The sequence below is a fragment of the Arthrobacter crusticola genome (genome assembly GCF_004357995.1).
GTDB classification, from domain to species: Bacteria; Actinomycetota; Actinomycetes; order Actinomycetales; family Micrococcaceae; genus Arthrobacter_D; species Arthrobacter_D crusticola.
In genome coordinates, this window is sequence record NZ_SMTK01000003.1 from 216,310 (window position 1) to 237,594 (window position 21,285).

A 21,285-nucleotide genomic window follows, 5' to 3' on the forward strand; every position below is an offset into this window, starting at 1 on the left:
ATGTCCGAGCAGCTGAAAATCGTCATCACCGACTGCGACCACGACTCCATCGCCATTGAGGAGGAACTGGCCCGCAGCCGCGGCGCCGGCCTCACCCTGGCCTCCTGCCGCACCGAGGACGACGTCATCGCCGCAGCCGCGGGTGCCGACGGAATCCTGGTGCAGTACGCCCCCATCACGGCCCGGGTGCTCGACGCCCTTCCGGGACTCAAGGCCATCGGGCGGTACGGGGTGGGTGTTGACACGGTCGATGTCGACGCCGCTACGGCCCGCGGCGTCGCCGTGTGCAACGTGCCCGACTACGGGACCGAAGACGTCAGTGACCACGCCATCGCGTTGGCACTCACCCTGGCCCGCGGAGTGACCCAGCTCGACCGGCGGATGCGCGCCGGCGACTCCAGCCTGGCCCCGGTGCGGCCGCTGCACCGGACCGCCACCCGGGTCTTCGGCATCGTCGGGCTCGGGCTCATCGGCTCGGCCACGGCCCGCAAGGCGCGCGGCATCGGGTACACGGTGATCGGCTACGAACCGCGGCTCACCCCCGGCTCGGTCACCCCCGACGGCGTTGAGGTCGTCGCGTTCGAGGACCTCCTTGCCCGCGCCGACGTCGTCTCCCTCCACGTGCCGCTGAACACCGAAACGCACCACCTTATCGACGCCGGAACCCTCGCGGCCATGAAACCCGGCGCGGTGCTGGTGAACACGTGCCGCGGCGGGGTCGTGGACACCGCGGCGGTGGTTGCCGCCCTGGCGTCGGGACAGCTCGCCGGGGCGGGCCTCGATGTCTTCGAGCAGGAGCCGCTGCCGGAGGGCCACCCCCTCCTGGGCCTCGGGAACGCGGTCCTGACGCCCCACGCCGCCTGGTACAGCGAGGAGTCCTACGGCGAACTGAAGAGCCGGACCCTTGAGAACGTGCTCGATGTCTGCTCCGGAACCGTTCCGCGCAATATCCTCAACCCGAAAGTGCTCTCATGACCCCCTCCAATCCGACAATGAAGGCCGCCGTGCTCACCGCGCCGGAGACCGTCGCGGTGCAGCAGGTTCCCCTGCCCGAGGTGCCCGACGGCTGGGCGCTGATCCGGGTCGAGTACACGGGCCTGTGCGGCACCGACTTCTCCATCTACCACGGTACCCACCCGCGGGCCGCTCCGCCGCTGATCCTGGGCCACGAAATCACCGGGACGGTCGCCGTCGCCGCTCCGGACGGCCCGGCCGAGGGAACCCGGGTCGTGGTGGAGCCGCTGATCGCCTGCGGCACCTGTGGCCCCTGCACCAGCGGAAATTCCCATGTGTGCTCCAACCTCAACCTCTACGGCATCGACGCGCCGGGCTCGCTGGCCGAATACATCGCCCTCCCGGCGCGGGCGCTCCTGCCCGTCGATCCGAAGGTGCCTGCACGGCAGGCCGCCCTCGCCGAGCCCCTGGCTGTCGCGGTGCACGCCGTCGCCCGGTCCGGGCTGTCGGGGGGTGAGCACGTGGCGGTCTTCGGCGCCGGCCCGATCGGGCTGCTCACGGCCCTTGTGGCCCGGGAGGCCGGCGCCGGGGAGGTGTTCCTGATCGAGCCCAGTGAGGACCGCCGGGAGGCGGCCGGACGGTTCGGTTTCCCGGTCCTCGCACCCGGTGAGGACCCCGCCGGCACCGTCCGCTCAAGGACCGGAGGCGCCGGGGCCGATATCGTCTTTGACTCCGCGGCGCACCCTTCCGTCGCCGCCGCCCTGTCGGGGGCGGCCCGCGTGCAGGGCACCATCGTGCTCGTCGGCGTGTACAAGGAGCCCGCGAAGCTCGACCTCCAGGGAATCACCTTCTCCGAGCAGACGCTCCTCGGTGTGCGGGTCTACACACGCCAGGACATGGAACGGGCCGTGGGGCTGATCGAGGCCGACGTGCTGCAGCTGGACCGGCTTCCCATCGAGGTCTTCGGACTAGGGGAGGTGCCCGAGGCCTTCACCAAGGCCATGTCGGCCGGCGGGGTCCTGAAGGTCCTCGTCGGGTCCGCGGGTGAAGAAAGCGGGGCGGCCCATGTCTAATCCCTTCGACCTCACCGGGCGCACCGCCGCCATCACCGGGGCCTCCCGCGGCATCGGCCAGGCCACCGCCCGGGCCCTGCTCGAGGCAGGGGCCGACGTCATCGCCCTGCAGCGCAGCGCCGTATCCGCCGAACTTGAGGAGACCGCCGAACGGCTGGGCCGCCGGATCGACACCGTCCCGGTGGATCTCACCAGCGAGGAGTCGATTGCCGGGGCGATCACCGCCGCCCTGGCCGCCTCCGAGGTGCACATCCTCGTCAACAACGCCGGCACGCAGATCCGGCACGACGCCGTTGAATTCCCGCTGGCGGACTTCGACACCGTTATGCAGGTCAACCTCCGCGCCGTCTTCCAGCTGTGCCAAGGCTTCGGCGCCCCCATGCTGGAGCGCGGCGAAGGAAAGATCGTGAACCTCGCCTCCATGCTCACCTTCCAGGGCGGGTTCCGGGTGCCGGCGTACGCGGCGTCGAAGGGCGCCGTCGGGCAGCTGACCAAGGCGCTGAGCAACGAATGGGCGGGCCGGGGGGTCAACGTCAACGCCGTCGCCCCCGGCTATTTCGCCACAGACATGAACGAGGCCCTCCTGGCCGACGGGAACCGCTCGGCGCAGATCCTCGAGCGCATTCCCGCGGGACGCTGGGGGAAACCGGACGACCTGACAGGAGGAGTTGTGTTCCTTTCCTCGCGTGCCGCCGACTACATCCACGGCACCATCCTTCCCATCGACGGCGGGTGGCTGGGCCGATGACTTCCCCCGCCTCCCTCCAGCGTCCCGCCGCCGGCCCGGATCTGCTCCGGAACCCCGTGATCGCGGTGCTCCGCGCGGGCCACGCGGACCAGTACGCCCCGGTGATCGAATCGCTCCTCACCGGAGGTCTCTCCTCGATCGAGCTGACCCTCAGTACCCCCGGCGCCCTCGAGGAGCTGCCGCGGCTGCTCGACCGCTTCGGCGCCGCGGCCGAGATCGGTATCGGCACGGTCACCGGGATCGAGCAGGCCCGCCGGGCCATCGATGCCGGAGCGGCCTACATCGTCACCCCGGTGATGGACCTTCCCACCGTGGGCCTGTGCGTCGAACGGGGCATCCCGGTCTACCCCGGCGGCCTGACCCCCACCGAACTGCTGGCGGGCTGGAACGCGGGGGCGACGGCGGTCAAGCTGTTCCCCGCCTCCACCGTGGGCCCCGGGTATATCGGCCAGCTGCGCGGGCCCTTCCCTGACATTTCCGTCATTCCCAGCGGCGGCATCGGCATCAACGACGTGCCCGGCTGGATCGAGGCCGGTGCGCTCGCCGTCAGCCTCGGCGGACCGCTCCTGCAGGACGCCTTCGCCGGGGGAAACCCGGCAGGCCTGATCCAGCGGGCCCGCGAGGTCTCCGAACTGGTGGCCCGGTCACGTCCGGCCCCCGCCCCGCAGGGAGCGGAGGAATGACCGAGGTGTCCGGCGGGAGCCCCGCCGGGTCCGGCGGGGTCATCACCCTCGGTGAAACCATGGCCCTGATGAGGGCACAGACGCCAGGGCCGCTGGCCCACGCCTCCGAACTCGGCCTGGGCATCGGCGGTGCCGAATCCAATGTCGCCATCGCCCTGGCCCGGCTCGGCACCCCGGTGTCGTGGTTCGGCCGGGTGGGTGCGGACAGCCTGGGTGAGCTCGTGGTCCGCGAGCTGCGCGCCGAAGGCCTCGAGGTGCGCGCGATCCGCGACCCGGCGGCGCCCACCGGGCTGATGATCAAGGAACGGCGTACCCAGCACAACCAGAAGGTCTGGTACTACCGGGCCGGCAGCGCCGGCTCCCGCCTCGACCCCGCCGACGTGCCGGTGGAAGAGATCGCCGCCGCCGCGCTTCTTCACGTCACCGGCATCACCCCCGCGCTGTCGGCGTCGGCCGCCGACGCCGTCGACCTCGCCGTGCGGACGGCGCGCGCAGCGGGCACCACCGTGTCCTTCGACGTCAACTACCGCGGGGCGCTGTGGAGCCCCGAGGTCGCCTCGCCCGTGCTCCGGAGTCTCGCGGGCAGCGCCGACATCCTGTTCGCCGGAGACGACGAAGCCGCCCTGCTGGTGGGCCCGGCGGAGGATCCCAGGGAACTCGCCGGCGCGCTCGCCGAGCTCGGGCCCTCGCAGGTCGTGGTCAAGCGCGGCGGCCAGGGGTGCGTGGCCCTGGTGGACGGGGTGTATTTCGAACAGGCCGCCATTCCCGTTCAGCCGGTCGACACCGTCGGTGCCGGTGATGCCTTCGTCGCCGGGTATCTCGCCGAACGGTTGAGGGGGCTCACGCCCCGGGAGTGCCTGCTGACGGCGGTGCGCACCGGGGCCTTCGCGTGCCTGGTGCCCGGAGACTGGGAGGGGATGCCGCGGCGCAGCGAACTCGGGCTGCTTGAGGCGACGGAGCCGGTATCGCGCTGACACCCGCCGGGAGGGGCCCTGCCCGCGCCGGCCTTAACCGGCGGTGGAGCCGGCCCGGGTGGCTGCCGCGATGATCCCGCGCATTGAATCGTTAAGCGCTTCGACCTGGTCCCGGGTCAGCCCGAGCCGCTCCAGCATGGTTCCCGGCACGCCGACGGCCTCCGCCCTCAATGCCGTGCCCGTCTCCGTCAGGCGCACCGCCAGCGTCCGCTCGTTCCCGGGCACCCGGTTCCGGGTGAGGTAGCCGAGGGACTCAAGCCGTTTGAGCATCGGCGAGATGGTGGCCGGTTCCATCATGAGGATCTCGCTGATCTCCCGCAGCGACCGGTTGTCCTGCTCCCAGAGGATGAGCATCACGAGGTACTGGGGGTGGGTGAGATTCAGCTTATCCAGGACCGGACGGTACGCGTTGACCACCGTCCGTGAGGCAATGGACAGCGCAAAGCAGAGCTGGCGCTCAAGCATCAGATCGTCGTCGGGGGCGGACATGGCTCCATCCTGAGGTAGAAAAACTTCCTGCGGAATAAAGCTTAGCGCACTAACAGTTAGACGATCTGAATGCGGAAGGCCTCGTCGAAACAACCCCTCCGGGGGTTGGCTGTGGAGCGGGCCTTTCCATCCTGACGGGCAGGTTCTGTGCGGTCTGCCGTTCCAGGGGCGCTGAAGATCCGCGCTTGTACCACAGCGGCAGGGAGTCGATCTCCCGGGCGGCAGCACAAAAATCAGGGTCCCGATTGCGGGCCCGGTGGGCCGGTTTCTCCCGGCACCACATGGTGGAAGGCATGAAAAGTGACTGAAGTGAAGACAGCCGACGTCGTCGTCATCGGCGGCGGCCCGGTTGGAGAGAATGTGGCCGATCGGGCGGTTCGGGGCGGACTGACTGCGGTGCTGGTTGAATCGGAGCTGGTCGGCGGGGAGTGCTCGTACTGGGCCTGCATGCCGTCCAAGGCGCTCATCCGGTCCGGCGCCGCCCTTTCCGCCGCACTGTCCCTGCCCGGGGCGCGCGAAGCGGTCACCGGAAGACTCGACGCCGCCCAGGTGTTAGCCCGCCGCGATGCGATGGCGGCCAACTGGGACGACTCGGGGCAGGCGAAGTGGGTGGCGCAGCAGGGGATCACCCTTGCCCGCGGCCATGGACGTATCTCCGGAGAGCGCGAGGTTGAGGTCACAGCCCTGGACGGGACGGTCACCACGATCCAGGCCCGCCAGGCTGTCGTGATTGCCACCGGGTCCGTGCCGGTGGTTCCCGCCATCGAAGGGCTCGATGAGACTCCGTTCTGGGGCACCCGCGAACTTGTCTCCGCTGAGGACGTTCCGGAGTCGATCACGGTGATCGGCGCTGGGGTGGCCGGCACCGAGCTCGCCCAGGCCTTCTCCCGGCTCGGGGCGAAGGTGACGCTTATTGCCCGCAGCGGGATCCTTCGGGAATTTCCGACGCCGGCGGCCGACATTGTGAAGAACGCCCTGGAAAAGGAAGGGGTCCGCGTCCTGACCAACACCGGCGTCCGGACCGTCGCCAAGAACGGCGAAAACGCAGTGTCGGTCACCCTCGACAGCGGCGACACCATCGAGTCCGAGAAGCTGCTCGTGGCCACCGGCCGCCGGCCGGCACTGGACGGGCTCGGACTCGAGGATCTCGGGCTCAGCGCTACGGGCCTTCCCTCGGATGACACGGGACGGGTCCGCAGCGCAGGGGACTGGCTCTATGTCCTGGGTGATGCCGCCGACAAGGTGATGCTGACCCATCAGGGCAAGTACGAGGCCCGTGCCGCAGGTGATGCCATCGCGGCCCGTGCCGCCGGCACCCTCGGTGATGCCGTCGAGCCGTGGGGCAGGTATGCCGCGACGGCGAACTCGTATGCGGTGCCGCAGGTGGTCTTCACCGATCCGGAAATCGCTATGGTGGGACGCACGCTTGAGCAGGCACAGAAGGACGGGGTCAACGCGTCGGAGGTCTCGCTGCCGATCGCAGTGGCCGGTTCCGCCCTCCACTCCGAGGGGTACACCGGATGGGCGCAGATGATTGTCGACGAGGACCGCAGGGTCATCATCGGCGCGACCCTGGCCGGGCCGGACGTCGCTGAAATGCTCCACGCGGCGACGATCGCGATTGCCGGCGAGGTACCGTTGGAGCGGCTTTGGCATGCAGTTCCGTCGTTCCCGACGGTCAGTGAGGTCTGGCTGCGGCTCCTCGAACAGTACGGGCTGTAGGCCGGTACGGCGGCGGATTCAAGGCGGGAGCTCGACGGCTCCTGATGGCCGATGCGGTGTTCCCGGGCGGTTATGAGCCCGGGGGCACCTCGTCCGCATGGGTGCGCTTGTAATAGGCGCGCGAGGCGCGGACTCGCATCCCGCAGGCCGGCGTGCACCATTCCCTGCGGGGATGGTCCTTGAGGAAGAACAGGAAACATCCCGGCGCCTGGCAATCGCGCAGCTGGTGCAGGCGCTCCCCGGAAAACAGATCGGCGGCGTCCCGGGCCAGCGCGGACAACGCCGCCCGGGGGGCGGTGCTCCGGGCCCGGGTGGACTTCGACAATGCGCCCTGCGGCGTGAGGGTCAGTACCGGGGATGCCGGCGCCAGTGCGGCGGCGCGGTTCAGGACCGCGACGGGCCCGTCGGCCGGGCTGAGCCCCTTGGTCAGGTCGGCGGCGAGGGTCCGCACGGCGCTGCGCAGTTCGAGGAACAGTGCGAGGTCGCCTTCCCTGGCCTCGGCGAGCTCCTCGGCGGGCAGTTCAATCCCGTCGAGCTGAGGGGCCACTTCGAGGACCCAGGCCGCCACATCGGCCGGCGTCGAAAGTCCCTCCCGGGGCTTCCCGCGTACCGCGAAGTAGGTGTTCGCGAGGTCCAGGGCCGGGGAGTCCCGAATGACCGGAGCTCCACCCTCGTATGTCATGGGCATCTTCTCATGATAGCAGTAATCTACAAACGTGAGAACAGTGCACTCCGTCCGGTCGCTTCACGCCGGGCCGACTCTCTCCAAATGAGTTCCGGGACGGCGGCGTGTCCGCCGCGACACGCCGCCGTACTTCCCGGTGAAGGGCGGCCCCGGTCCTGCCCCCGGGGCGCGGAGGTGCGCGGATTATGGCCCCTGCGCCGGGCCGACGCGCCCCGCGGCGTAAACTGGAGATCTGCGGACAAGTTTGTGCCACTCCAGGCGATGTCCGCTAGGAGGTTGAATTGGCACAACGTATGGCGGACCCCACCTATCAGGCCCAGCAATGGGAGCGGCGCTACGATCCCAACATTGAAGACGTGAACCGGCTGTGCGATTCGCTCGGGGCCCTCAAGCCCGGGTCAACCGTTCCGTACATCGACCCGGTGCATGACGTCGATGGCTGCAAGATCGTCAGTCTTTTCTCGAGTCCCGGTTCGTCGCTGCCCTCGGGGTTTGTCTCGTTCGAAAACGACGATCCGGCCTCCGTGCGGATTGCCGAGATCTACGAGTCCGCCGGCCTGCGCCCCGAGCAGGTCATGCCGTGGAACGCCTACCCATGGTTCCTTGAGGAAGGCAAGGAGCGGGCTCTGTCGATGGACCAGATCGCCGACGGTGTGAAACCGCTCCTGAGCTTCCTCCAGCAGGTTCCGCGCGCGTCGGCGCTGATCGCGCACGGAGCCGACGCCCATAAGGCGGCCCGCCGGCTCATGAAACTCGAGAACCGGGCCATCTACAAGCGCGGCTTCAAGATCTATGAGGTGCGCTCCACCAGCGAGCGGGCCTTCAAGGGGACGCCGGCAAACCAGGAAATCTGGCTCAAAGAAATTCATGCGGCCTACACCGACGCCATGGGCCGCGCCGGCATCCGGGTCCGCCAGACCATCTAGGCCGCCCCGGGCCCCGGACGCCCGGACCGCCGTAGCCCGGTCGACCGCCGAAGTGTCGGTGCGCCGCGATAGCGTGGAATTTCCCCACGAACCGGAGCCAGGCATTCATGATTGAGGCAAGCAAACTCCTCCAGGTCAGCCGTATCTACATTGAACCGGAGGCAGCCGTGCTTCCCCGGGGCCGACAGGTGCTGGCACGCTGGCCGGAGGCCGAGGTGGTCGAAGTGGCGAGCCACTGGCGCATCCCCGAGCTCAGCGGTGATGAAGCGAACGTCCGGCGCTGGGTGCGGATCAAGACCGAGGCGCTCGTCGTGGGCGTCAAGAAGTCGCTGGCGGCAAAGCCCAACGGGCGCTCCGCCGACTTTATCGCGCCCTCCACGGCGAACGGCTGCGCGATGGCCTGCGTCTACTGCTACGTCCCCCGGCACAAGGGCTACAGCAACCCCATCACGGTCTTCGCGAACATTGAGCAGATCACCGGTTATCTCGAACGGCACGTGGCGCGCCAGGGCATGAAGCTGGAGCCCAACCAGTGCGATGACACAGCGTGGGTCTACGACATCGGCGAGAACAGCGACTGTTCGGTCGACGCGATGGTCAGCGACAATGTCCGGGACCTCGTCGATCTCTTCGGGAGCCTGCCGACGGCCAAGCTGTCCTTTGCCACGAAGTACGTCAACCGGGACCTGCTCGACTGGGACCCGCGCGGCCGAAGCCGGGTTCGGTTCTCCCTCATGCCCGAGCGGCTGGCGCGGGTCGTCGACGTCCGCACCTCGCCCATCGCTGAGCGCCTTGCCGCGGTCAATGACTTCGTGGAGGCCGGGTACGAGGTCCACCTCAACTTCTCCCCGGTGATCGTCACGCCCGGATGGCAGGAGGAGTGGCGCTCGCTGTTCGCCCAGATCGACGCCGTCCTGACACCGCAGGCCAAGGAGCAGCTCGCGGCGGAGGTCATCTTCCTCACCCACAACCAGCAGCTCCACGAGGTCAACCTCGGCTGGCACCCACGCGCCGAGGAGATCCTGTGGAGGCCCGAGCTCCAGGAACAGAAACGCTCGTCGAACGGATTCATCAACGTCCGGTACACCGCCGCCGAAAAGCGCGGCTACCTCGACGACTTCCGGGCTCTGATGGGGCGCCACATTCCGTACTGCCGGATCCGCTACGCCTTCTAGTCCGGTCAAATACGACGGTTGCAATTTTCCTTGTGGGCGGATACCCCCGGTCCTACAATCGATTCACCCCGCAACCGCCGACTGGCGCGGCGCGGTGGGCATTTTCAGGGAGAGGACGTTTCCATGATGATCCGGCCCGAGTCCGGCGGCTCCGAAACCCCCGGGCGGCGCAGGTACCAGCGACCCTCGCCCACGGCACTGCGGAACCCCGAGTCAAACAAGCTGCTGCGCGACCTTTCCGCCCGGCGCCACCAGGCGATGCAGAGCCTGACCAACCGGGCGCGGGCGAACCGCCGCACGCCTCCTCCGTCCACCTGAGACGGACACACGCCGGCTCCTCCGGAACTTCCCCGGAGCAGGCGGCGGGCGGGAAATCAGCGGGCGGAAGGGCGGCGCGGTGATCTCCAAGCATTCCGGGTCCATCCCCCCGCCCGCCGGCGCCTGGCCGGACCCGCCCGCGCTTCCCCGCCCGCTCATCATGGACCAGTGCTGGGCCGACGCGGTCTTCCTGCACTGGAGGATCCCGGTGGCTACCGCCGCACGCTACCTGCCGCCGGGGGTGGAGCCCGATGAGATCGACGGCTCCACCTGGGTCGGCCTGATCGGCTTCCGTATGGTCGGCGCCGGGCTGGGGCAGGGGAGGCCCGTTCCCTATCTTGGGTCGTTCACTGAAATCAATGTCCGCCTGTATTCGCGGGGGCCCGACGGCGTGCGCGGCGTCGTCTTCGTCACCCTCGACGCGTCGCGCCTCGCCGTCGTGCTTGCGGCCCGGGCCTTCGGAATCAACTATGTGTGGTCCCGCTGCCGCCCGACGATCGGGGCCGCCGGCGCCGCGGGCGGAGAGCGGTTCGGCTACGACGTCCGGCGGTACCGCGGCGGGGCGTCCTCCTCGTTTTCGGTGCGCCCCGACCGGACCGCTGCCGCGGCCGATCCCCTCTCGCTGGAACTGACCGCCCGGTACGGGCTGCATACCAGATTCGGCGGAGGCACGCTCTATATCCCCAACACCCACGAACCCTGGCGGCTCTACCCCGCCGACGTGGTCCACCTCCGGGATGACCTGATTGCGGCGGCGGGCTTCGAGGTCTCGGGCCCGCCCGAGTCCGTGCTCTTTTCGCCGGGGGTGCAGACCCAGTTCGGGAGGCCGGGAGTTCCGGCGCCGGGCCTGCGGAGGCGCGCGGTTCCCGGTGCCGGAAAAACCCTTGACGGGGGATCGATGCGGGCGTAAGTTACAACCAAATGGTTGTAGATCAGGTCGAGGAAGCCAGGCTGGACCGCCTTTTCCAGGCGTTCGCCGATGCCACCCGCCGCGACATCCTCTCGCGGATCATCACGGGGGAGTACTCGGTGTCCGGGCTGGCCGCCCACTACGCCATGAGTTTTGCCGCAGTGCAGAAGCATGTCGCGGTGTTGGAGCGTGCCTCCCTCGTCACGAAGGAGAAGCGCGGAAGGGAGCAGATCGTGCGGCCTGATTTCGAGGGTGTGCAGAAGGCGCGGCGGCTGCTCGAAGAGTACGAGCTGGTCTGGCGGCAGCGTGTGGACCGGATCGCTGACATTCTCGCTGAGGAAAAGGAGTAGTCCCATGACATTCATCTCTTCGCATCAGGACCCGGAGGCCCTCAGCCTCACCTTCATCGCCGAATTCGATGCCGGCGTCGAACGGGTATGGCAGGTCTGGGAGGACCCGCGCCAGCTCGAGCGCTGGTGGGGTCCGCCGACCTATCCCGCAACCTTCCAGCGGCATGAGTTTGTGCCCGGAGGGTCCGCCAGCTACTACATGACCAGTCCTGAGGGCGAGAAGTTTCACGGCTGGTGGAAGATCACGGCCATCGACGCACCCCGCCGCCTTGAGTACGACGACGGATTCGCCGACGAAAACGGTGTGCCGGACGACAAGATGGGGGCCACCCATAGCGTCATGACCCTCGAGGCCGTCGACGGCCGCACCCGGATGACCACGGTGACCGTTTTCGAGAGTGCCGAGCAGCTGCAGCAGATGCTGGAGATGGGCATGGAGGAAGGGGTTCGGGAGGGGATGGGTCAGATCGACGCCCTGCTGGCCGAGCCCGCACGCGCCTGAGCGGGGGTCTCCCGGTCGGCCCCGGCCGGCCGGGAGGCGGCGCGGAATGCAGGCGCCGAAGCCCTAGACCATCCCGGACGGGCGGATGCTCAGCGTCTCGATGGTCGCCTCCCGGGAGGCATCGGCGGCGAGCCGCACGGCCTTGGCCACCTGGGCCGGCTGGATCCAGGCCTCGGGGGAGTACTTTTTGCCCTCGAGCCGGTGCAGTTCCTCCTGCATGTCGGTGGCCACCCGGCCCGGGTGGATCGAACTGACCCGCACCCCGTGCCGGCGCTCCTCCTCCCGGAGTGCGTCGGTGAACGCGCGCAGTGCGAACTTGGTGCCGCTGTAGGCCGCCGACCCTGCCCCCGAGGTGTAGCCGGAGCCCGAATTGATGGCGATCACCTGGCCGCGCGAAGCGCGCAGGGCCGGAAGAAGGCGCCGGGTGAGGCCCACCACGGCGAAGAGGTTGACCGCGAAGCTTTCCTGCCACGCGTCGTCGGGCAGATCCGCGATGGCGCCAACCCGCAGGACGCCTGCCGAGTGCACGAGCAGGTCGAGCCGCCCGACCGCCGCGCAGGCCCGCTCCACCTCCGCTGGATGCTGAAGGTCCGCGGCGAAGACGCCGGCGGAGGGAAAGCCGGCGGCCATTTCTGTGAGGGTGCCGGAGTCACGACCGCCCAGCAGGACGTGGTGGGTGGGAGCGAGCTCGGCGGCGATGGCACGGCCGATGCCGCGGGAGGCACCCGTGACGAGGGCGACGGGGAGTTCGGTCATGAAGCCACAATAACAATCCGGCGCCAACCTGCCGGACGCCGGATCCTTCTCTCCCGGCCGGGGCTACCATAATTGCACCTATTCCGCAACCTTGGATGGTATGCAATGAAAAATCTCAAGAAGAAATCGTCCTCCGCGCTTGCAGTTTTTGCACTCGCGGCGGGGCTGGGGATCGGAGCTCCTGGGCCGGCGTCGGCTGCCAACTGCGGCATCACCTGGGGTTCGCTGCCCCGGACGGCCGCTGCGCAACCGACGGCGCCGATCACCAATGTGCGTGCCGGTCGGCACACGTGCTTTGACCGGATGGTGATTGACCTGCGGGGGGAGCGGGTCGGCTACGACATCCGCTATGCCCGGAGTGTCCATGCGCCCGGGTCCGGTGCGCGCGTACCGCTCCGCGGTGCGGCGGACCTCTCGATCCGCGTCAAGGCTCCCGCCTATAACGCCCGCGGGCAGGCGACCTACCGGCCAGCCAACCGCAGTGACGTGGTGAGCACGGCCGGGTACAGCACCTTCCGGCAGATCGCCTACGCAGGCAGCTTTGAAGGCGAGACCACCTTCGGGCTGGGCGTGCGCGCCCGGCTTCCCTACCGCGTGTTTGCACTTGACACGCCGGGGACCGGCTCGCGGCTCGTGGTCGACGTGGCCCACCGGTGGTAGCCCCGAGGTGCGGCCGGGGCCGATGACCGGCCCCCGGCCACACCCGCGCATCCAACGGAACCCGCAGCGGTGCACTTCACCCCTGCGGGTTCCGCCATGTTTCCGGCCCGGGTGAGGGTCGCGCATCGGGCGCAGTCCTCGACCTGCCTCCCAGCCATTGCCGGCCGGCCCGCCGGCGCGGCACCATCGGGACATGGCCAAATACCTCATCTCCTTTCCGAGCGAAGCCATGGTGGTCAGCGCCGAGGAACTCCCGGTCGTCTCCGCCGAATCCCACGCCGTGATCCAGGAGGCGAAGGATGCCGGGGTCTACGTCTTCGGCGGGGGGATCAACGAGCAGGTCGATCCCGTACTGGTCTCCGCCGACGGCTCGGTGGGCACAGAACTCTATCCGGGTTCTCAGCTCACGGGCGGGTTCCTCGTGCTCGACCTGCCGGCGCGCGGGGACGCGCTCGAGTGGGCCAGGAAGATCGCGGTGGCCTGCCGTTGCCCGCAGGAGCTCCGCGAGTTCGGGTATGACCCGGAGAGCTGACCGAACCCGCGTTCGGAGGTATCTCGGGTCCGGCTCAGGCGGGGCGGACCCGCACCTGGCCGCCGTCGACCTCCCACCGGGTGTCGAGGCGGACGTTCTCCAGCAGCCTGCGGTCGTGTGAGACAAGGAGCAGGGCCCCGGTGTAGCCCTCCAGGGCCGATTCGAGCTGTTCAATGGCCGGAAGGTCGAGGTGGTTCGTCGGTTCGTCGAGGACCAGGAGGTTGACCCCGCGGGCCTGAAGCAGCGCCAGCGCCGCCCGGGTCCGTTCGCCGGGCGAGAGGGAGCCCACCCGGGCCCCGGTCTGGTCGGCTTTCAGGCCGAACTTCGCCAGGAGGGTGCGCACCTCGGCCTGGCTCAGCTGCGGCATCAAGCGTTCAAACGCGTCCCCCAGGGGCGACTCCTCGTCCAGCAGGCGGCGGGCCTGGTCGATCTCACCCACGGCCACGCTGGCGCCCAGGGCCGCGGTGCCCTCGGCAGGGGCCTCGTGACCGAGCAGGAGGCGCAGCAGGGTCGATTTCCCGGCACCGTTAGGCCCGGTGATACCGATGCGCTCACCGCCGTTGACCTGCAGGGACACCGGACCGAGCATGAAGGCGCCGCGCCGGACGGTGGCCTGGTTAAGCGTCGCCGCAACCGAACTGGACCGTGGGGCGGCGCCGATGCTGAACTGCAGCTGCCACTCCTTGCGGGGTTCCTCCACCTCATCGAGGCGGGCTATGCGCGATTCCATCTGCCGGACCTTCTGGGCCTGCTTCTCGGAGGACTCCATGCTGGCCCGGCGGCGGATCTTGTCATTGTCCGGGTTCTTCTTCATGGCGTTGCGCACCCCCTGGGAGCTCCACTCCCGCTGGGTCCGGGCCCGGGCCAGGAGGTCCGACTTCCGGTCAGCGAACTCCTCGTAGGCCTCCCGGGCGTGGCGCCGCGCCACCGCCCGCTCCTCGAGGAACGCGTCGTACCCGCCGTCGTACACGGCCACCTTGTGCTGCGCCAGATCGAGCTCGACCACCGTGGTGACGCAGCGGGCAAGGAACTCCCGGTCGTGGGAGACGAGCACGACGCCGCCGCGGAGGTTCTGGATGAACGACTCGAGGCGGGCGAGGCCGTCAAGGTCGAGGTCGTTGGTCGGCTCATCGAGCAGCACCAGGTCGAAGCGGCTGAGCAGCAGCGCCGCCAGGGCGACACGGGCAAGCTGGCCGCCGGACAGGGAGGTCATGAGGGCGTCCGGAGCCACACCCACCGCGAGGTCGGCCAGCACCGGCGGAATGCGCTCTTCGAGGTCCGCGGCTCCGGAGGCAAGCCAGTGATCGAGCGCGGCAGCATAGGTGTCCTCCGCAAGCCGCGTGCCCGATCCCAGGGCCTCCGCCGCCTGCTCCATGGCCGCCGTCGCGGCGGTCGCCCCGGTCCGGCGGGCCAAGTAGGCGGCGACGGTCTCCCCGGGGATCCGCTCATGCTCCTGGGGCAGCCAGCCGACAAAGGCGTCCGCGGGAGCCGTCCGCACCGAACCGGCGGCGGGAGCATCGGCGCCGGCCAGCAGCCGCAGGAGCGTGGACTTCCCCGCGCCATTCGCCCCGACCACCCCGACGACCTCCCCCGGCGACACCGTCAGGTCGAGGTCGGTGAACAGGGTCCGGTGGCCGTGGCCGCCGGCGAGGGACTTGGCCACGAGTGTTGCAGTCATGGTTCAAGTCTAGGAGGCCCGCCGTCGCGGGCCCGCCGGGCCGGCGGAATACCGCGCCCGGCTAGGATGGGCGCAACCCGATCACCCACGCTGCGGGAGGACCCATGAAGACCATCTATGCGCTCCACGAGAACCCGGACTGGTTTCCGCCCTTTGCGCGGGCGTTCGAGCAGGAGGGCGTCGAGGTGGTGGAGTGGGTGCTCACCGATGGGGTGCTCGACCTGGACGGCGTGCCGCCCGAGGGGATCTTCTGGTCCCGGATCAGCGCCTCGGCCCACACCCGCGGCCACGGCCTGTCAAAGGACTACGCCCGCGCGGTGCTGTCCTGGCTCGAGGCCTCGGGCCGCCGCACGGTCAACGGGCGGCGGGTGCTCGAGCTGGAGATGAGCAAGGTGGACCAGCTGACGGCGCTTCGGGCCGCCGGGATCGACACTCCCCGGACGGTGGCGGCCATCGGGCGCCAGCGCATCGTCGAAGCGGCGGCGACGTTCGAGGCGCCGTTCATCCTCAAACACAACCAGGGCGGCAAGGGCCTGGGGGTGCGGAAGTTCGACTCGCACGCGGAACTGGCCGACTACGTGGCGTCCCCGGATTTCGAGGACCCCCAGGACGGCATCACCCTGGTGCAGGAATTCCTGCAGGCCGCCGGGCCCTTCATCACCCGCGTCGAGCTCGTCGGCGGGCGCTTTATCTATGCGATCAAGGCCGACACCGCGCGCGGGGGATTTCAGCTCTGCCCCGCCGACGCCTGCGCCATCGACCCGGTGACGGGCCGGCCGGTCATGCCGCCGGGGGCCACCATCGCGCCGGAACCCGGCCAGCAGCTGTTCTCCCGAAGGGAGGGGTTCGACTCCCCGATCATCGCCGCGTACTCGGACTTCGCCCGGCGCAACCACCTCGAGGTGTGCGGCATCGAGTTCATCGAGACCGTCGACGGCAGGGTGGTGACCTACGACGTCAACACGAACACCAACTACAACGCCGTGGTGGAGGCCGGGGCGCCGCTGTCGGCTCCGCGGGAGCTCGTCCGCTACCTCGCCCGGCTCGCCGACCCGGACAGGCAGCCGGCACCGGCCTAGGATTAAGGCACGCACCCGGAGGAGGGGACACCGATGGCAGGAGACAAGGGAAAGCGCAGGGTCACGAAGGACGAGCTGCCCAGCACGCTGCAGCGCTCGGGCGGCGCCGCCCAGGCCACGTTCGCCCGGACGCTGGAGTCAGCCGAGGAACAGTACGGCGACGGTGAGCGGGCGCACCGCACCGCGTTCGCGGCGCTGAAGCACACCCACGAGAAAGTGGGCGATCACTGGGAGCCGAAGGAGAAGAACGGCCCCTCCGATGCCCGGGCCGAAGGCGGCGCCGGCTCCTCCCGCGACACGGCCGGCGGGGTCGACGCGAACGCCTCCAAGGCCCACCTCTACGACCTGGCGAAACGGCTCGGCGTGCCGGGCCGGTCGAGGATGACCAAGAGCGAACTCGTCGAGGCGCTGCAGAAGGCAAACGACGCCTCCACCCGCAGGGCCCGGGAGTCCGAGGCGCGCTGACGGCGCGCTGACCGGGGGCCGGGCCGCCCGCGGCGGACGCTACAGCCCGTAATAGTCGCCCAGCAGCCGTTCCTCCTCGGCGGACAGTTCCTTGTCGCCGGCCACGTCGGGGGCGTCGCTGATTTTGTCCCGGGTCCACCCGAGGTGGAGGTCGCCTCCCTCGAAGCGCGAGCCGGCCAGCGGAACGAAGTGCTCCCGGGTGTTCAGCAGGCCCAGCGAGACGGTGACCCAGCCCGGCGCTCCCGAGGACTTCTCAAGGTGGACCTCATTGACGGCACCGAGTTTGGTCCCCTCGCTGTCCCACGCCGTCGCGTCCTGCAGTTCGTTGATATCAAGCTGGGCCATGGCTGCTCCGTTCGTTTTTACCATTTCAGCCCAGATCGCCGGGATGGGCAATGGTCCGTCCCGGCGCCCTCCGGCGGCTATCCGGCGTTGTCCACCGCATCGCCCAGCAGCGGCAGGAACTTCTCCACAGCCCAGGGCAGGCTCAGGGGGCTCGCCGCGGAGATCGACAGGGTGAGGGTGTTGTCGCTGTCGGCCACGAGCGCCCCCGACCTGACGGCCGGAATCTGGCCGAGCAGCGGGTCGGTGGCAATGGCGTCCTTCGTGGCTTCGTCCGGCACCCAGGTAACAAAGACATCGGATTCGAGTTCGTTGGCCCGCTCGGCCGACCAGGGGATGAAGAATTCGTCGGAGCCCTCCGCGGCACTGCTGATAACCTCGGCCTCCTTCATGCCCAGCGAGGACAGGAACCGGGGGCGGTTGTCGCTGGCCGTATAGAGGCTGACCGGCTCCGCGCCGGCGGGGTCGAGGGTGCCGTAGATGAAGCTCTTTCCCTCAAGCTGCGGGTACTCCGCTGCAGCATCGTCGATGGCCTTCTCGGTGTCGGCGACAAGGTCCTCGGCCTGCTCGGAGAGGCCGAGCGCCTCTCCCACGAGGCGGGTCGAGTCCTGCCACGCCGTGCCGTAGGCGGTCTCGGGGTAGGCAATGACCGGGGCGATATCGCTGAGCGTGTCGTAGTCCTCCTGCGACAGCCCGGAGTAGGCGGCGAGGATGACGTCCGGGTCGGTTGCCGCGATGTCATCGAAGGGCAGGCCGTCGGTCTCCGAGTACTGGACGGGGGCGTCCTCGCTGCCGATCGGGGCACCGAGCTCCTCAAGCTTCGCGTCCTTCCACGGGGTCGAACCCTTGTCGTTCCCGCCGTAGGTGTCGGTGGGCATGCCCACCGGAACGACTCCAAGGGCGAGGGAGACGTCGGCGTTCACCCAGGAGACCGTCGCCACCCGCTCGGGCTTTTCCTCAAGGACGGTCTCGCCGAGGGCATGCTCGATGGTGACGGGGAAGGCATCCGCCGCTCCTGCCTCATTCCCGCCGGACCCGGCCGACTTTTCCGAGGCGGGGCCGGTGGAGCAGGCCGAGACGGACAGGACGGCAGCGGCCGCCAGGAGGGCGCGCGTGCGGAGGGGGGCCATGGGGCTCCTTGACTTCTGGGTGACCCTTCGGGGTCTTTCGATCAGGACAGAAGTAAGGCTAGCCTAAGCTAAGCGCCCTGCGAAAACGCTCCGATGTGAAACCGTCGGCGCCGGGATGGACTTTAGTAACCGTCAGAACAGGTCGATGATGTAGCCAACGAAAAACAGAAGGAACAGCAGGACGATTACTCCGGTGACGGCAAGCCAGGCGCGCGAGAAACCCTTCGAGGGCCCGGACTCGCCGTGGCCCTGCTGTGCGGAGGTGCTCGCCTCGCCGGGGGGAGTCTCCCCCGGGGGGACCCCGCCGCCGGGCTCCAGTCCGGTGAGGTTGTCGTCCTTCGGGTCGGGATTCGCTGCGGACATCTTTTTCCTCCGGTTTGACCAGCGGATGGTGGGCATCCTTAGCCTACCCCGATAAAGGTAAGTCTGCTTAGGATTTCAGCCGGCGGGCTGTACCGGTTCCTCCACACGCTCCTTCTGCGCCTCCCGCTTCGGTGTCCATGACATGGTGATATTGACGCCGTCGTGCGTTTCCTTGACGAAAAGATGAAGGTCCTCGCCTAGGAGGGCTTCGTGCTCGAAGTCGTCTCCGGCCTCCCGTGCCATATCGCCCAGGCGGCAGATCGCCACGGCCATGGCGCGGCCCCAGTCCTGGGGGTGCTTGCTCGTCGATTCCTCGGTGGCTGTGAATTTTCTGCCGGTCGTGTTCATGTCTCTCCCTGATCCGGAGGTGGAGAACGGGCCTTCCCTCAGATGGAAAGCGTTTCCATTTTATCAGCGGGTCCGTCCGGGCGGCAGGAAACCGTCCGGTTGCGAAAAGTCCGGGTTTCAGGACCGCAGCGCCGCGCGGGCGGCGTGGCCGATCACGGCACTGTAGGTGGGATAGGCGAACTTGACCCGCGCGAGGGTTGCGAGGTCGGTGCCGGCGGCCATCGCCGCGGCCACCGCCTGGATGACCTCCACGGCGTTTTCCCCGACGGAGTGGGCGCCGAGGATAAGCTCCCGGTGCCGGTCGGTCACCAGCTTGAGGAAGCCCTGTTCGCGGTCGTCGATGATGGGGCGTTCCACCGCCGCATAGGGCAGCACGACGGCGTGGCATTGGGAGTCGCGGGCCCGGGCCTGGGCCTCGGTGAGGCCGACGCCCGCGTAGTCGGGGTCGGTGAATCCGCCCTCGGGCAGGAGGTGATGCGGGGTGGTGCGGTTGGCCCCCAGCACCGCGTTCTCTGCGGCGGTCTCTCCCTCGAACACGGCCGCCTGCACGAGCATGCTTGAACCGTTGGCATCACCGGCAACAAAGATATGCGGCACGTTGGAGCGGAGGTAGTCATCGACCGGCACGGCGGTGCGGGTCGACTCGACGGAGGCGGCCTCGAGGTTCAGCCCGTCGAGGTTCGCCGGCCACCCCGCAGCCATCACCACGGCCTCCACGGAGATCTCTTCAGGCTGTCCGCCGCTGCGCCAGGACAACCGCAGCGCACCCTCCGACGGTCGGATCGCGTCGATCCCGTCGATGCCGGTCTCGACCCGGACGCCCCGTGAGATGAAACCTTCGGTGACCCCCGCCGAGACGTCGGCGTCCTCGGTCATCAGGATCCGCGGGGCGACATCGAGGAGCAGCACCTGCGATCCAAGGGCATGAAAGATCGTGGTGAGCTGGGCGCCGGTATGGCCCCCGCCGATCACCGCGACCGATGCCGGAAGCTCCGGCATGGACAGCACCTCATGGGGCAGGACCGCCGCCTCGGCCCCCGGGATGGGAAGGCGCCGCGCACTGCCCCCGATGCACAAAATGATCGACCGGGCGCTGACCGATCGGTCTCCGACGGAGACCGTGTGCTCGCCGGTGAAGGAAGCATCCCCCGCGAGCAGGTCGATACCGAGCCGGTCGATGAGCGCAGGGTACCCCTTGGCGGTGAGGACCCGCTCAACAGTGGAGCGGACCCGGTCGACCGTGGTGGGCCAGTCAACCTGCGGTTCAGCGACGACGATGCCGTAGTCGTGGGCGGTACGGACCTCGCGGAACAGTCGGGCCGTCTTGGCCAGGACACGGGTGGGAACGCAGCCGGAATTCACGCAGGTTCCGCCCAGGGCCGAGCGCTCAACCACCGCCGTGCGCGCCCCCAGCTCGGCGGCGCGCACAGCGGCGGCCATACCCGCCGGCCCCGCTCCAATGACGAGCACGTCGTAGGTGTAGTCCATGGAGCGCTCCCTGGGGTGGACGGCAGATGTTCCGCCATCCTGTCGCGGATTCCCCCGCACCTCAAGGCCATGACTCCCGCGGCCGCCGGGAGTACGCTCGTTGTGTGAGCACCTCCACGACGGCAGAACCGATCGTCCGGCACTCCGCGCTGAACTTGGTTCCGGCCACCGCAGCCGTCCTGTCGGGCTTCCTCCTCTTCGCACTTGAGTACCGGGTGGCGGGCTATCTCCTGCTGGCCGCCGCGGTCGCTGTCGCCGCCCTGATCAGCCGCCCCCTGCTCAAGGACGTCGGGCTCGCGGCCCTGGGCATCACCATCATCAGCACCGTCCCGATCACCACGGACATCAGCATCGGCCACATGGCCGTCATGGGGACAGCGATGGTCCTTGCCGTCGGGCTGCCCTACGCCGTCTCCCGCTGGGTCTTCCGGGACCACGCCATCCGCTTCCCCGTCCTGACCGGCTCGAAGTGGTCCCGGACCGAACGGTGGTATCTTGCCGCCGTCGTCGTGATCGGGTACCTGATCCTGCCCGTGTACATGATCCCGACCGGGGTGTACCGGAACTGGCCGGCGGCCAGCGACGCCGGGGACATTTTCAAGCTCTTCCTGGGCACCAACGTCCTGGGCATCTGGGATGAACTGTTCTTCATCTGTACGGTGTTTACGCTGCTGCGCCGGCACCTGCCGGAGTGGCAGGCTAACCTGCTGCAGGCCGTGGTCTTCACCTCGTTCCTGTGGGATCTCGGTTTCCACGCCTGGGGGCCCTTCCTGATCTACCCCTTCGCCGTGATCCAGGGCTGGATCTTTGCCCGCACCAAGTCGCTGTCCTACATCGTCAGCGTCCATCTTCTCTTCGACTTCGTGCTGTTCCTGGTGCTGCTTCACGCCCACAACCGCTGGTTGTTCCCCATCTTCCTGTACTGACTGCCGTGA

General features: G+C 68.9%; 26 protein-coding genes. 17 read left to right on the top strand and 9 right to left on the bottom strand.

The window, feature by feature from the left end; genetic code table 11:
• The 5 genes from E2F48_RS08745 to E2F48_RS08765 are packed head-to-tail and all read left to right on the top strand — an operon-like array spanning position 1 to position 4,432.
• Positions 1-975 carry a C-terminal binding protein gene (locus tag E2F48_RS08745; RefSeq protein ID WP_221411660.1) on the top strand — a complete coding sequence of 325 codons (975 nt, stop codon included), beginning with the start codon at positions 1-3 and terminating at the stop codon, positions 973-975.
• On the top strand, positions 972-2,027 hold the full coding sequence (locus E2F48_RS08750) for a zinc-dependent alcohol dehydrogenase (RefSeq protein WP_133403627.1): 1,056 nt from the start codon (positions 972-974) through the stop codon (positions 2,025-2,027). The genes E2F48_RS08745 and E2F48_RS08750 overlap by 4 nt, the downstream gene beginning before the upstream one ends.
• On the top strand, positions 2,020-2,775 hold the full coding sequence (locus tag E2F48_RS08755) for an SDR family oxidoreductase (RefSeq protein ID WP_133403628.1): 756 nt from the start codon (positions 2,020-2,022) through the stop codon (positions 2,773-2,775). Before E2F48_RS08750 ends, E2F48_RS08755 begins: the two co-directional genes overlap by 8 nt.
• Positions 2,772-3,458: a bifunctional 4-hydroxy-2-oxoglutarate aldolase/2-dehydro-3-deoxy-phosphogluconate aldolase gene (locus E2F48_RS08760; RefSeq protein ID WP_133403629.1), complete on the top strand. Its 687-nt coding sequence runs from the start codon at positions 2,772-2,774 to the stop codon at positions 3,456-3,458. Before E2F48_RS08755 ends, E2F48_RS08760 begins: the two co-directional genes overlap by 4 nt.
• Positions 3,455-4,432, top strand: a complete 978-nt coding sequence (locus E2F48_RS08765) for a sugar kinase (protein ID WP_133403630.1) — start codon at positions 3,455-3,457, stop codon at positions 4,430-4,432. Before E2F48_RS08760 ends, E2F48_RS08765 begins: the two co-directional genes overlap by 4 nt.
• Before the next feature lie 33 nt (positions 4,433-4,465).
• Here the strand turns inward: E2F48_RS08765 and E2F48_RS08770 are convergent, their stop codons facing one another.
• Positions 4,466-4,921 carry a MarR family winged helix-turn-helix transcriptional regulator gene (locus E2F48_RS08770; protein WP_133403631.1) on the bottom strand — a complete coding sequence of 152 codons (456 nt, stop codon included), beginning with the start codon at positions 4,919-4,921 and terminating at the stop codon, positions 4,466-4,468.
• A gap of 300 nt (positions 4,922-5,221) precedes the next feature.
• Here E2F48_RS08770 and E2F48_RS08775 point away from each other — a divergent pair, with 300 nt between their 5' ends.
• Positions 5,222-6,643, top strand: a complete 1,422-nt coding sequence (locus E2F48_RS08775) for a dihydrolipoyl dehydrogenase family protein (RefSeq protein WP_133403632.1) — start codon at positions 5,222-5,224, stop codon at positions 6,641-6,643.
• Between the two features lie 70 nt (positions 6,644-6,713).
• Here E2F48_RS08775 and E2F48_RS08780 read toward each other — a convergent pair whose 3' ends face one another.
• Positions 6,714-7,325: an ABATE domain-containing protein gene (locus E2F48_RS08780; protein WP_165968731.1), complete on the bottom strand. Its 612-nt coding sequence runs from the start codon at positions 7,323-7,325 to the stop codon at positions 6,714-6,716.
• 284 nt (positions 7,326-7,609) lie between these two features.
• On the opposite strand from E2F48_RS08780, the gene E2F48_RS08785 reads away from it, so the two are divergent.
• From E2F48_RS08785 to E2F48_RS08810, 6 genes are all read left to right on the top strand, one after another.
• On the top strand, positions 7,610-8,254 hold the full coding sequence (locus E2F48_RS08785; RefSeq protein WP_246018716.1) for a uracil-DNA glycosylase family protein: 645 nt from the start codon (positions 7,610-7,612) through the stop codon (positions 8,252-8,254).
• 110 nt (positions 8,255-8,364) lie between these two features.
• Positions 8,365-9,429, top strand: coding sequence for a spore photoproduct lyase family protein (locus E2F48_RS08790; protein ID WP_133404117.1), 1,065 nt, complete (start codon positions 8,365-8,367; stop codon positions 9,427-9,429).
• 123 nt (positions 9,430-9,552) lie between these two features.
• Positions 9,553-9,747 carry a hypothetical protein gene (locus tag E2F48_RS08795; RefSeq protein WP_133403634.1) on the top strand — a complete coding sequence of 65 codons (195 nt, stop codon included), beginning with the start codon at positions 9,553-9,555 and terminating at the stop codon, positions 9,745-9,747.
• A gap of 82 nt (positions 9,748-9,829) precedes the next feature.
• The gene (locus E2F48_RS08800; RefSeq protein ID WP_425455772.1) at positions 9,830-10,657 is read left to right on the top strand and encodes a YqjF family protein; all 828 of its coding nucleotides are present in this window, start codon (positions 9,830-9,832) and stop codon (positions 10,655-10,657) included.
• 11 nt (positions 10,658-10,668) lie between these two features.
• On the top strand, positions 10,669-11,007 hold the full coding sequence (locus E2F48_RS08805) for an ArsR/SmtB family transcription factor (RefSeq protein ID WP_133403635.1): 339 nt from the start codon (positions 10,669-10,671) through the stop codon (positions 11,005-11,007).
• Between the two features lie 4 nt (positions 11,008-11,011).
• The gene (locus tag E2F48_RS08810; protein WP_133403636.1) at positions 11,012-11,509 is read left to right on the top strand and encodes an SRPBCC family protein; all 498 of its coding nucleotides are present in this window, start codon (positions 11,012-11,014) and stop codon (positions 11,507-11,509) included.
• 63 nt (positions 11,510-11,572) lie between these two features.
• Here the strand turns inward: E2F48_RS08810 and E2F48_RS08815 are convergent, their stop codons facing one another.
• A complete protein-coding gene (locus E2F48_RS08815) occupies positions 11,573-12,265 on the bottom strand; it encodes an SDR family oxidoreductase (protein WP_133403637.1) in 693 nt (230 codons plus the stop codon).
• A gap of 105 nt (positions 12,266-12,370) precedes the next feature.
• Here E2F48_RS08815 and E2F48_RS08820 point away from each other — a divergent pair, with 105 nt between their 5' ends.
• The gene (locus E2F48_RS08820; protein WP_133403638.1) at positions 12,371-12,925 is read left to right on the top strand and encodes an AMIN-like domain-containing (lipo)protein; all 555 of its coding nucleotides are present in this window, start codon (positions 12,371-12,373) and stop codon (positions 12,923-12,925) included.
• Between the two features lie 193 nt (positions 12,926-13,118).
• Positions 13,119-13,457: a YciI family protein gene (locus E2F48_RS08825; protein ID WP_133403639.1), complete on the top strand. Its 339-nt coding sequence runs from the start codon at positions 13,119-13,121 to the stop codon at positions 13,455-13,457.
• Between the two features lie 34 nt (positions 13,458-13,491).
• On the opposite strand, the gene abc-f is transcribed toward E2F48_RS08825, so the two are convergent.
• Positions 13,492-15,135, bottom strand: coding sequence for a ribosomal protection-like ABC-F family protein (gene abc-f, locus E2F48_RS08830; protein ID WP_133403640.1), 1,644 nt, complete (start codon positions 15,133-15,135; stop codon positions 13,492-13,494).
• 104 nt (positions 15,136-15,239) lie between these two features.
• Between abc-f and E2F48_RS08835 the strand changes: the two genes are divergently transcribed.
• Together E2F48_RS08835 and E2F48_RS08840 are read left to right on the top strand one after the other, a co-directional pair.
• Positions 15,240-16,214 (top strand): ATP-grasp domain-containing protein, encoded by a 975-nt coding sequence (locus E2F48_RS08835; protein ID WP_133403641.1) that lies wholly within the window; start codon positions 15,240-15,242, stop codon positions 16,212-16,214.
• Between the two features lie 33 nt (positions 16,215-16,247).
• A complete protein-coding gene (locus E2F48_RS08840; RefSeq protein WP_133403642.1) occupies positions 16,248-16,679 on the top strand; it encodes a ChaB family protein in 432 nt (143 codons plus the stop codon).
• 39 nt (positions 16,680-16,718) lie between these two features.
• Here the strand turns inward: E2F48_RS08840 and E2F48_RS08845 are convergent, their stop codons facing one another.
• The 5 genes from E2F48_RS08845 to E2F48_RS08865 all read right to left on the bottom strand — a co-directional run bounded on the left by E2F48_RS08845 (position 16,719) and on the right by E2F48_RS08865 (position 20,350).
• On the bottom strand, positions 16,719-17,024 hold the full coding sequence (locus tag E2F48_RS08845) for a PRC-barrel domain containing protein (protein WP_133403643.1): 306 nt from the start codon (positions 17,022-17,024) through the stop codon (positions 16,719-16,721).
• A 77-nt stretch (positions 17,025-17,101) separates the two neighbouring features.
• On the bottom strand, positions 17,102-18,151 hold the full coding sequence (locus E2F48_RS08850; RefSeq protein ID WP_133403644.1) for an iron-siderophore ABC transporter substrate-binding protein: 1,050 nt from the start codon (positions 18,149-18,151) through the stop codon (positions 17,102-17,104).
• Between the two features lie 132 nt (positions 18,152-18,283).
• Positions 18,284-18,514, bottom strand: a complete 231-nt coding sequence (locus E2F48_RS08855; RefSeq protein WP_133403645.1) for a DUF6480 family protein — start codon at positions 18,512-18,514, stop codon at positions 18,284-18,286.
• Between the two features lie 75 nt (positions 18,515-18,589).
• Positions 18,590-18,862 carry a hypothetical protein gene (locus E2F48_RS08860; protein WP_133403646.1) on the bottom strand — a complete coding sequence of 91 codons (273 nt, stop codon included), beginning with the start codon at positions 18,860-18,862 and terminating at the stop codon, positions 18,590-18,592.
• 117 nt (positions 18,863-18,979) lie between these two features.
• Positions 18,980-20,350, bottom strand: a complete 1,371-nt coding sequence (locus tag E2F48_RS08865) for a dihydrolipoyl dehydrogenase family protein (protein ID WP_133403647.1) — start codon at positions 20,348-20,350, stop codon at positions 18,980-18,982.
• Positions 20,351-20,454: 104 nt separating this feature from the next.
• On the opposite strand from E2F48_RS08865, the gene E2F48_RS08870 reads away from it, so the two are divergent.
• Positions 20,455-21,276, top strand: coding sequence for a CPBP family intramembrane glutamic endopeptidase (locus E2F48_RS08870; protein ID WP_246018720.1), 822 nt, complete (start codon positions 20,455-20,457; stop codon positions 21,274-21,276).
• The last annotated feature ends 9 nt before the right edge of the window (positions 21,277-21,285 follow it).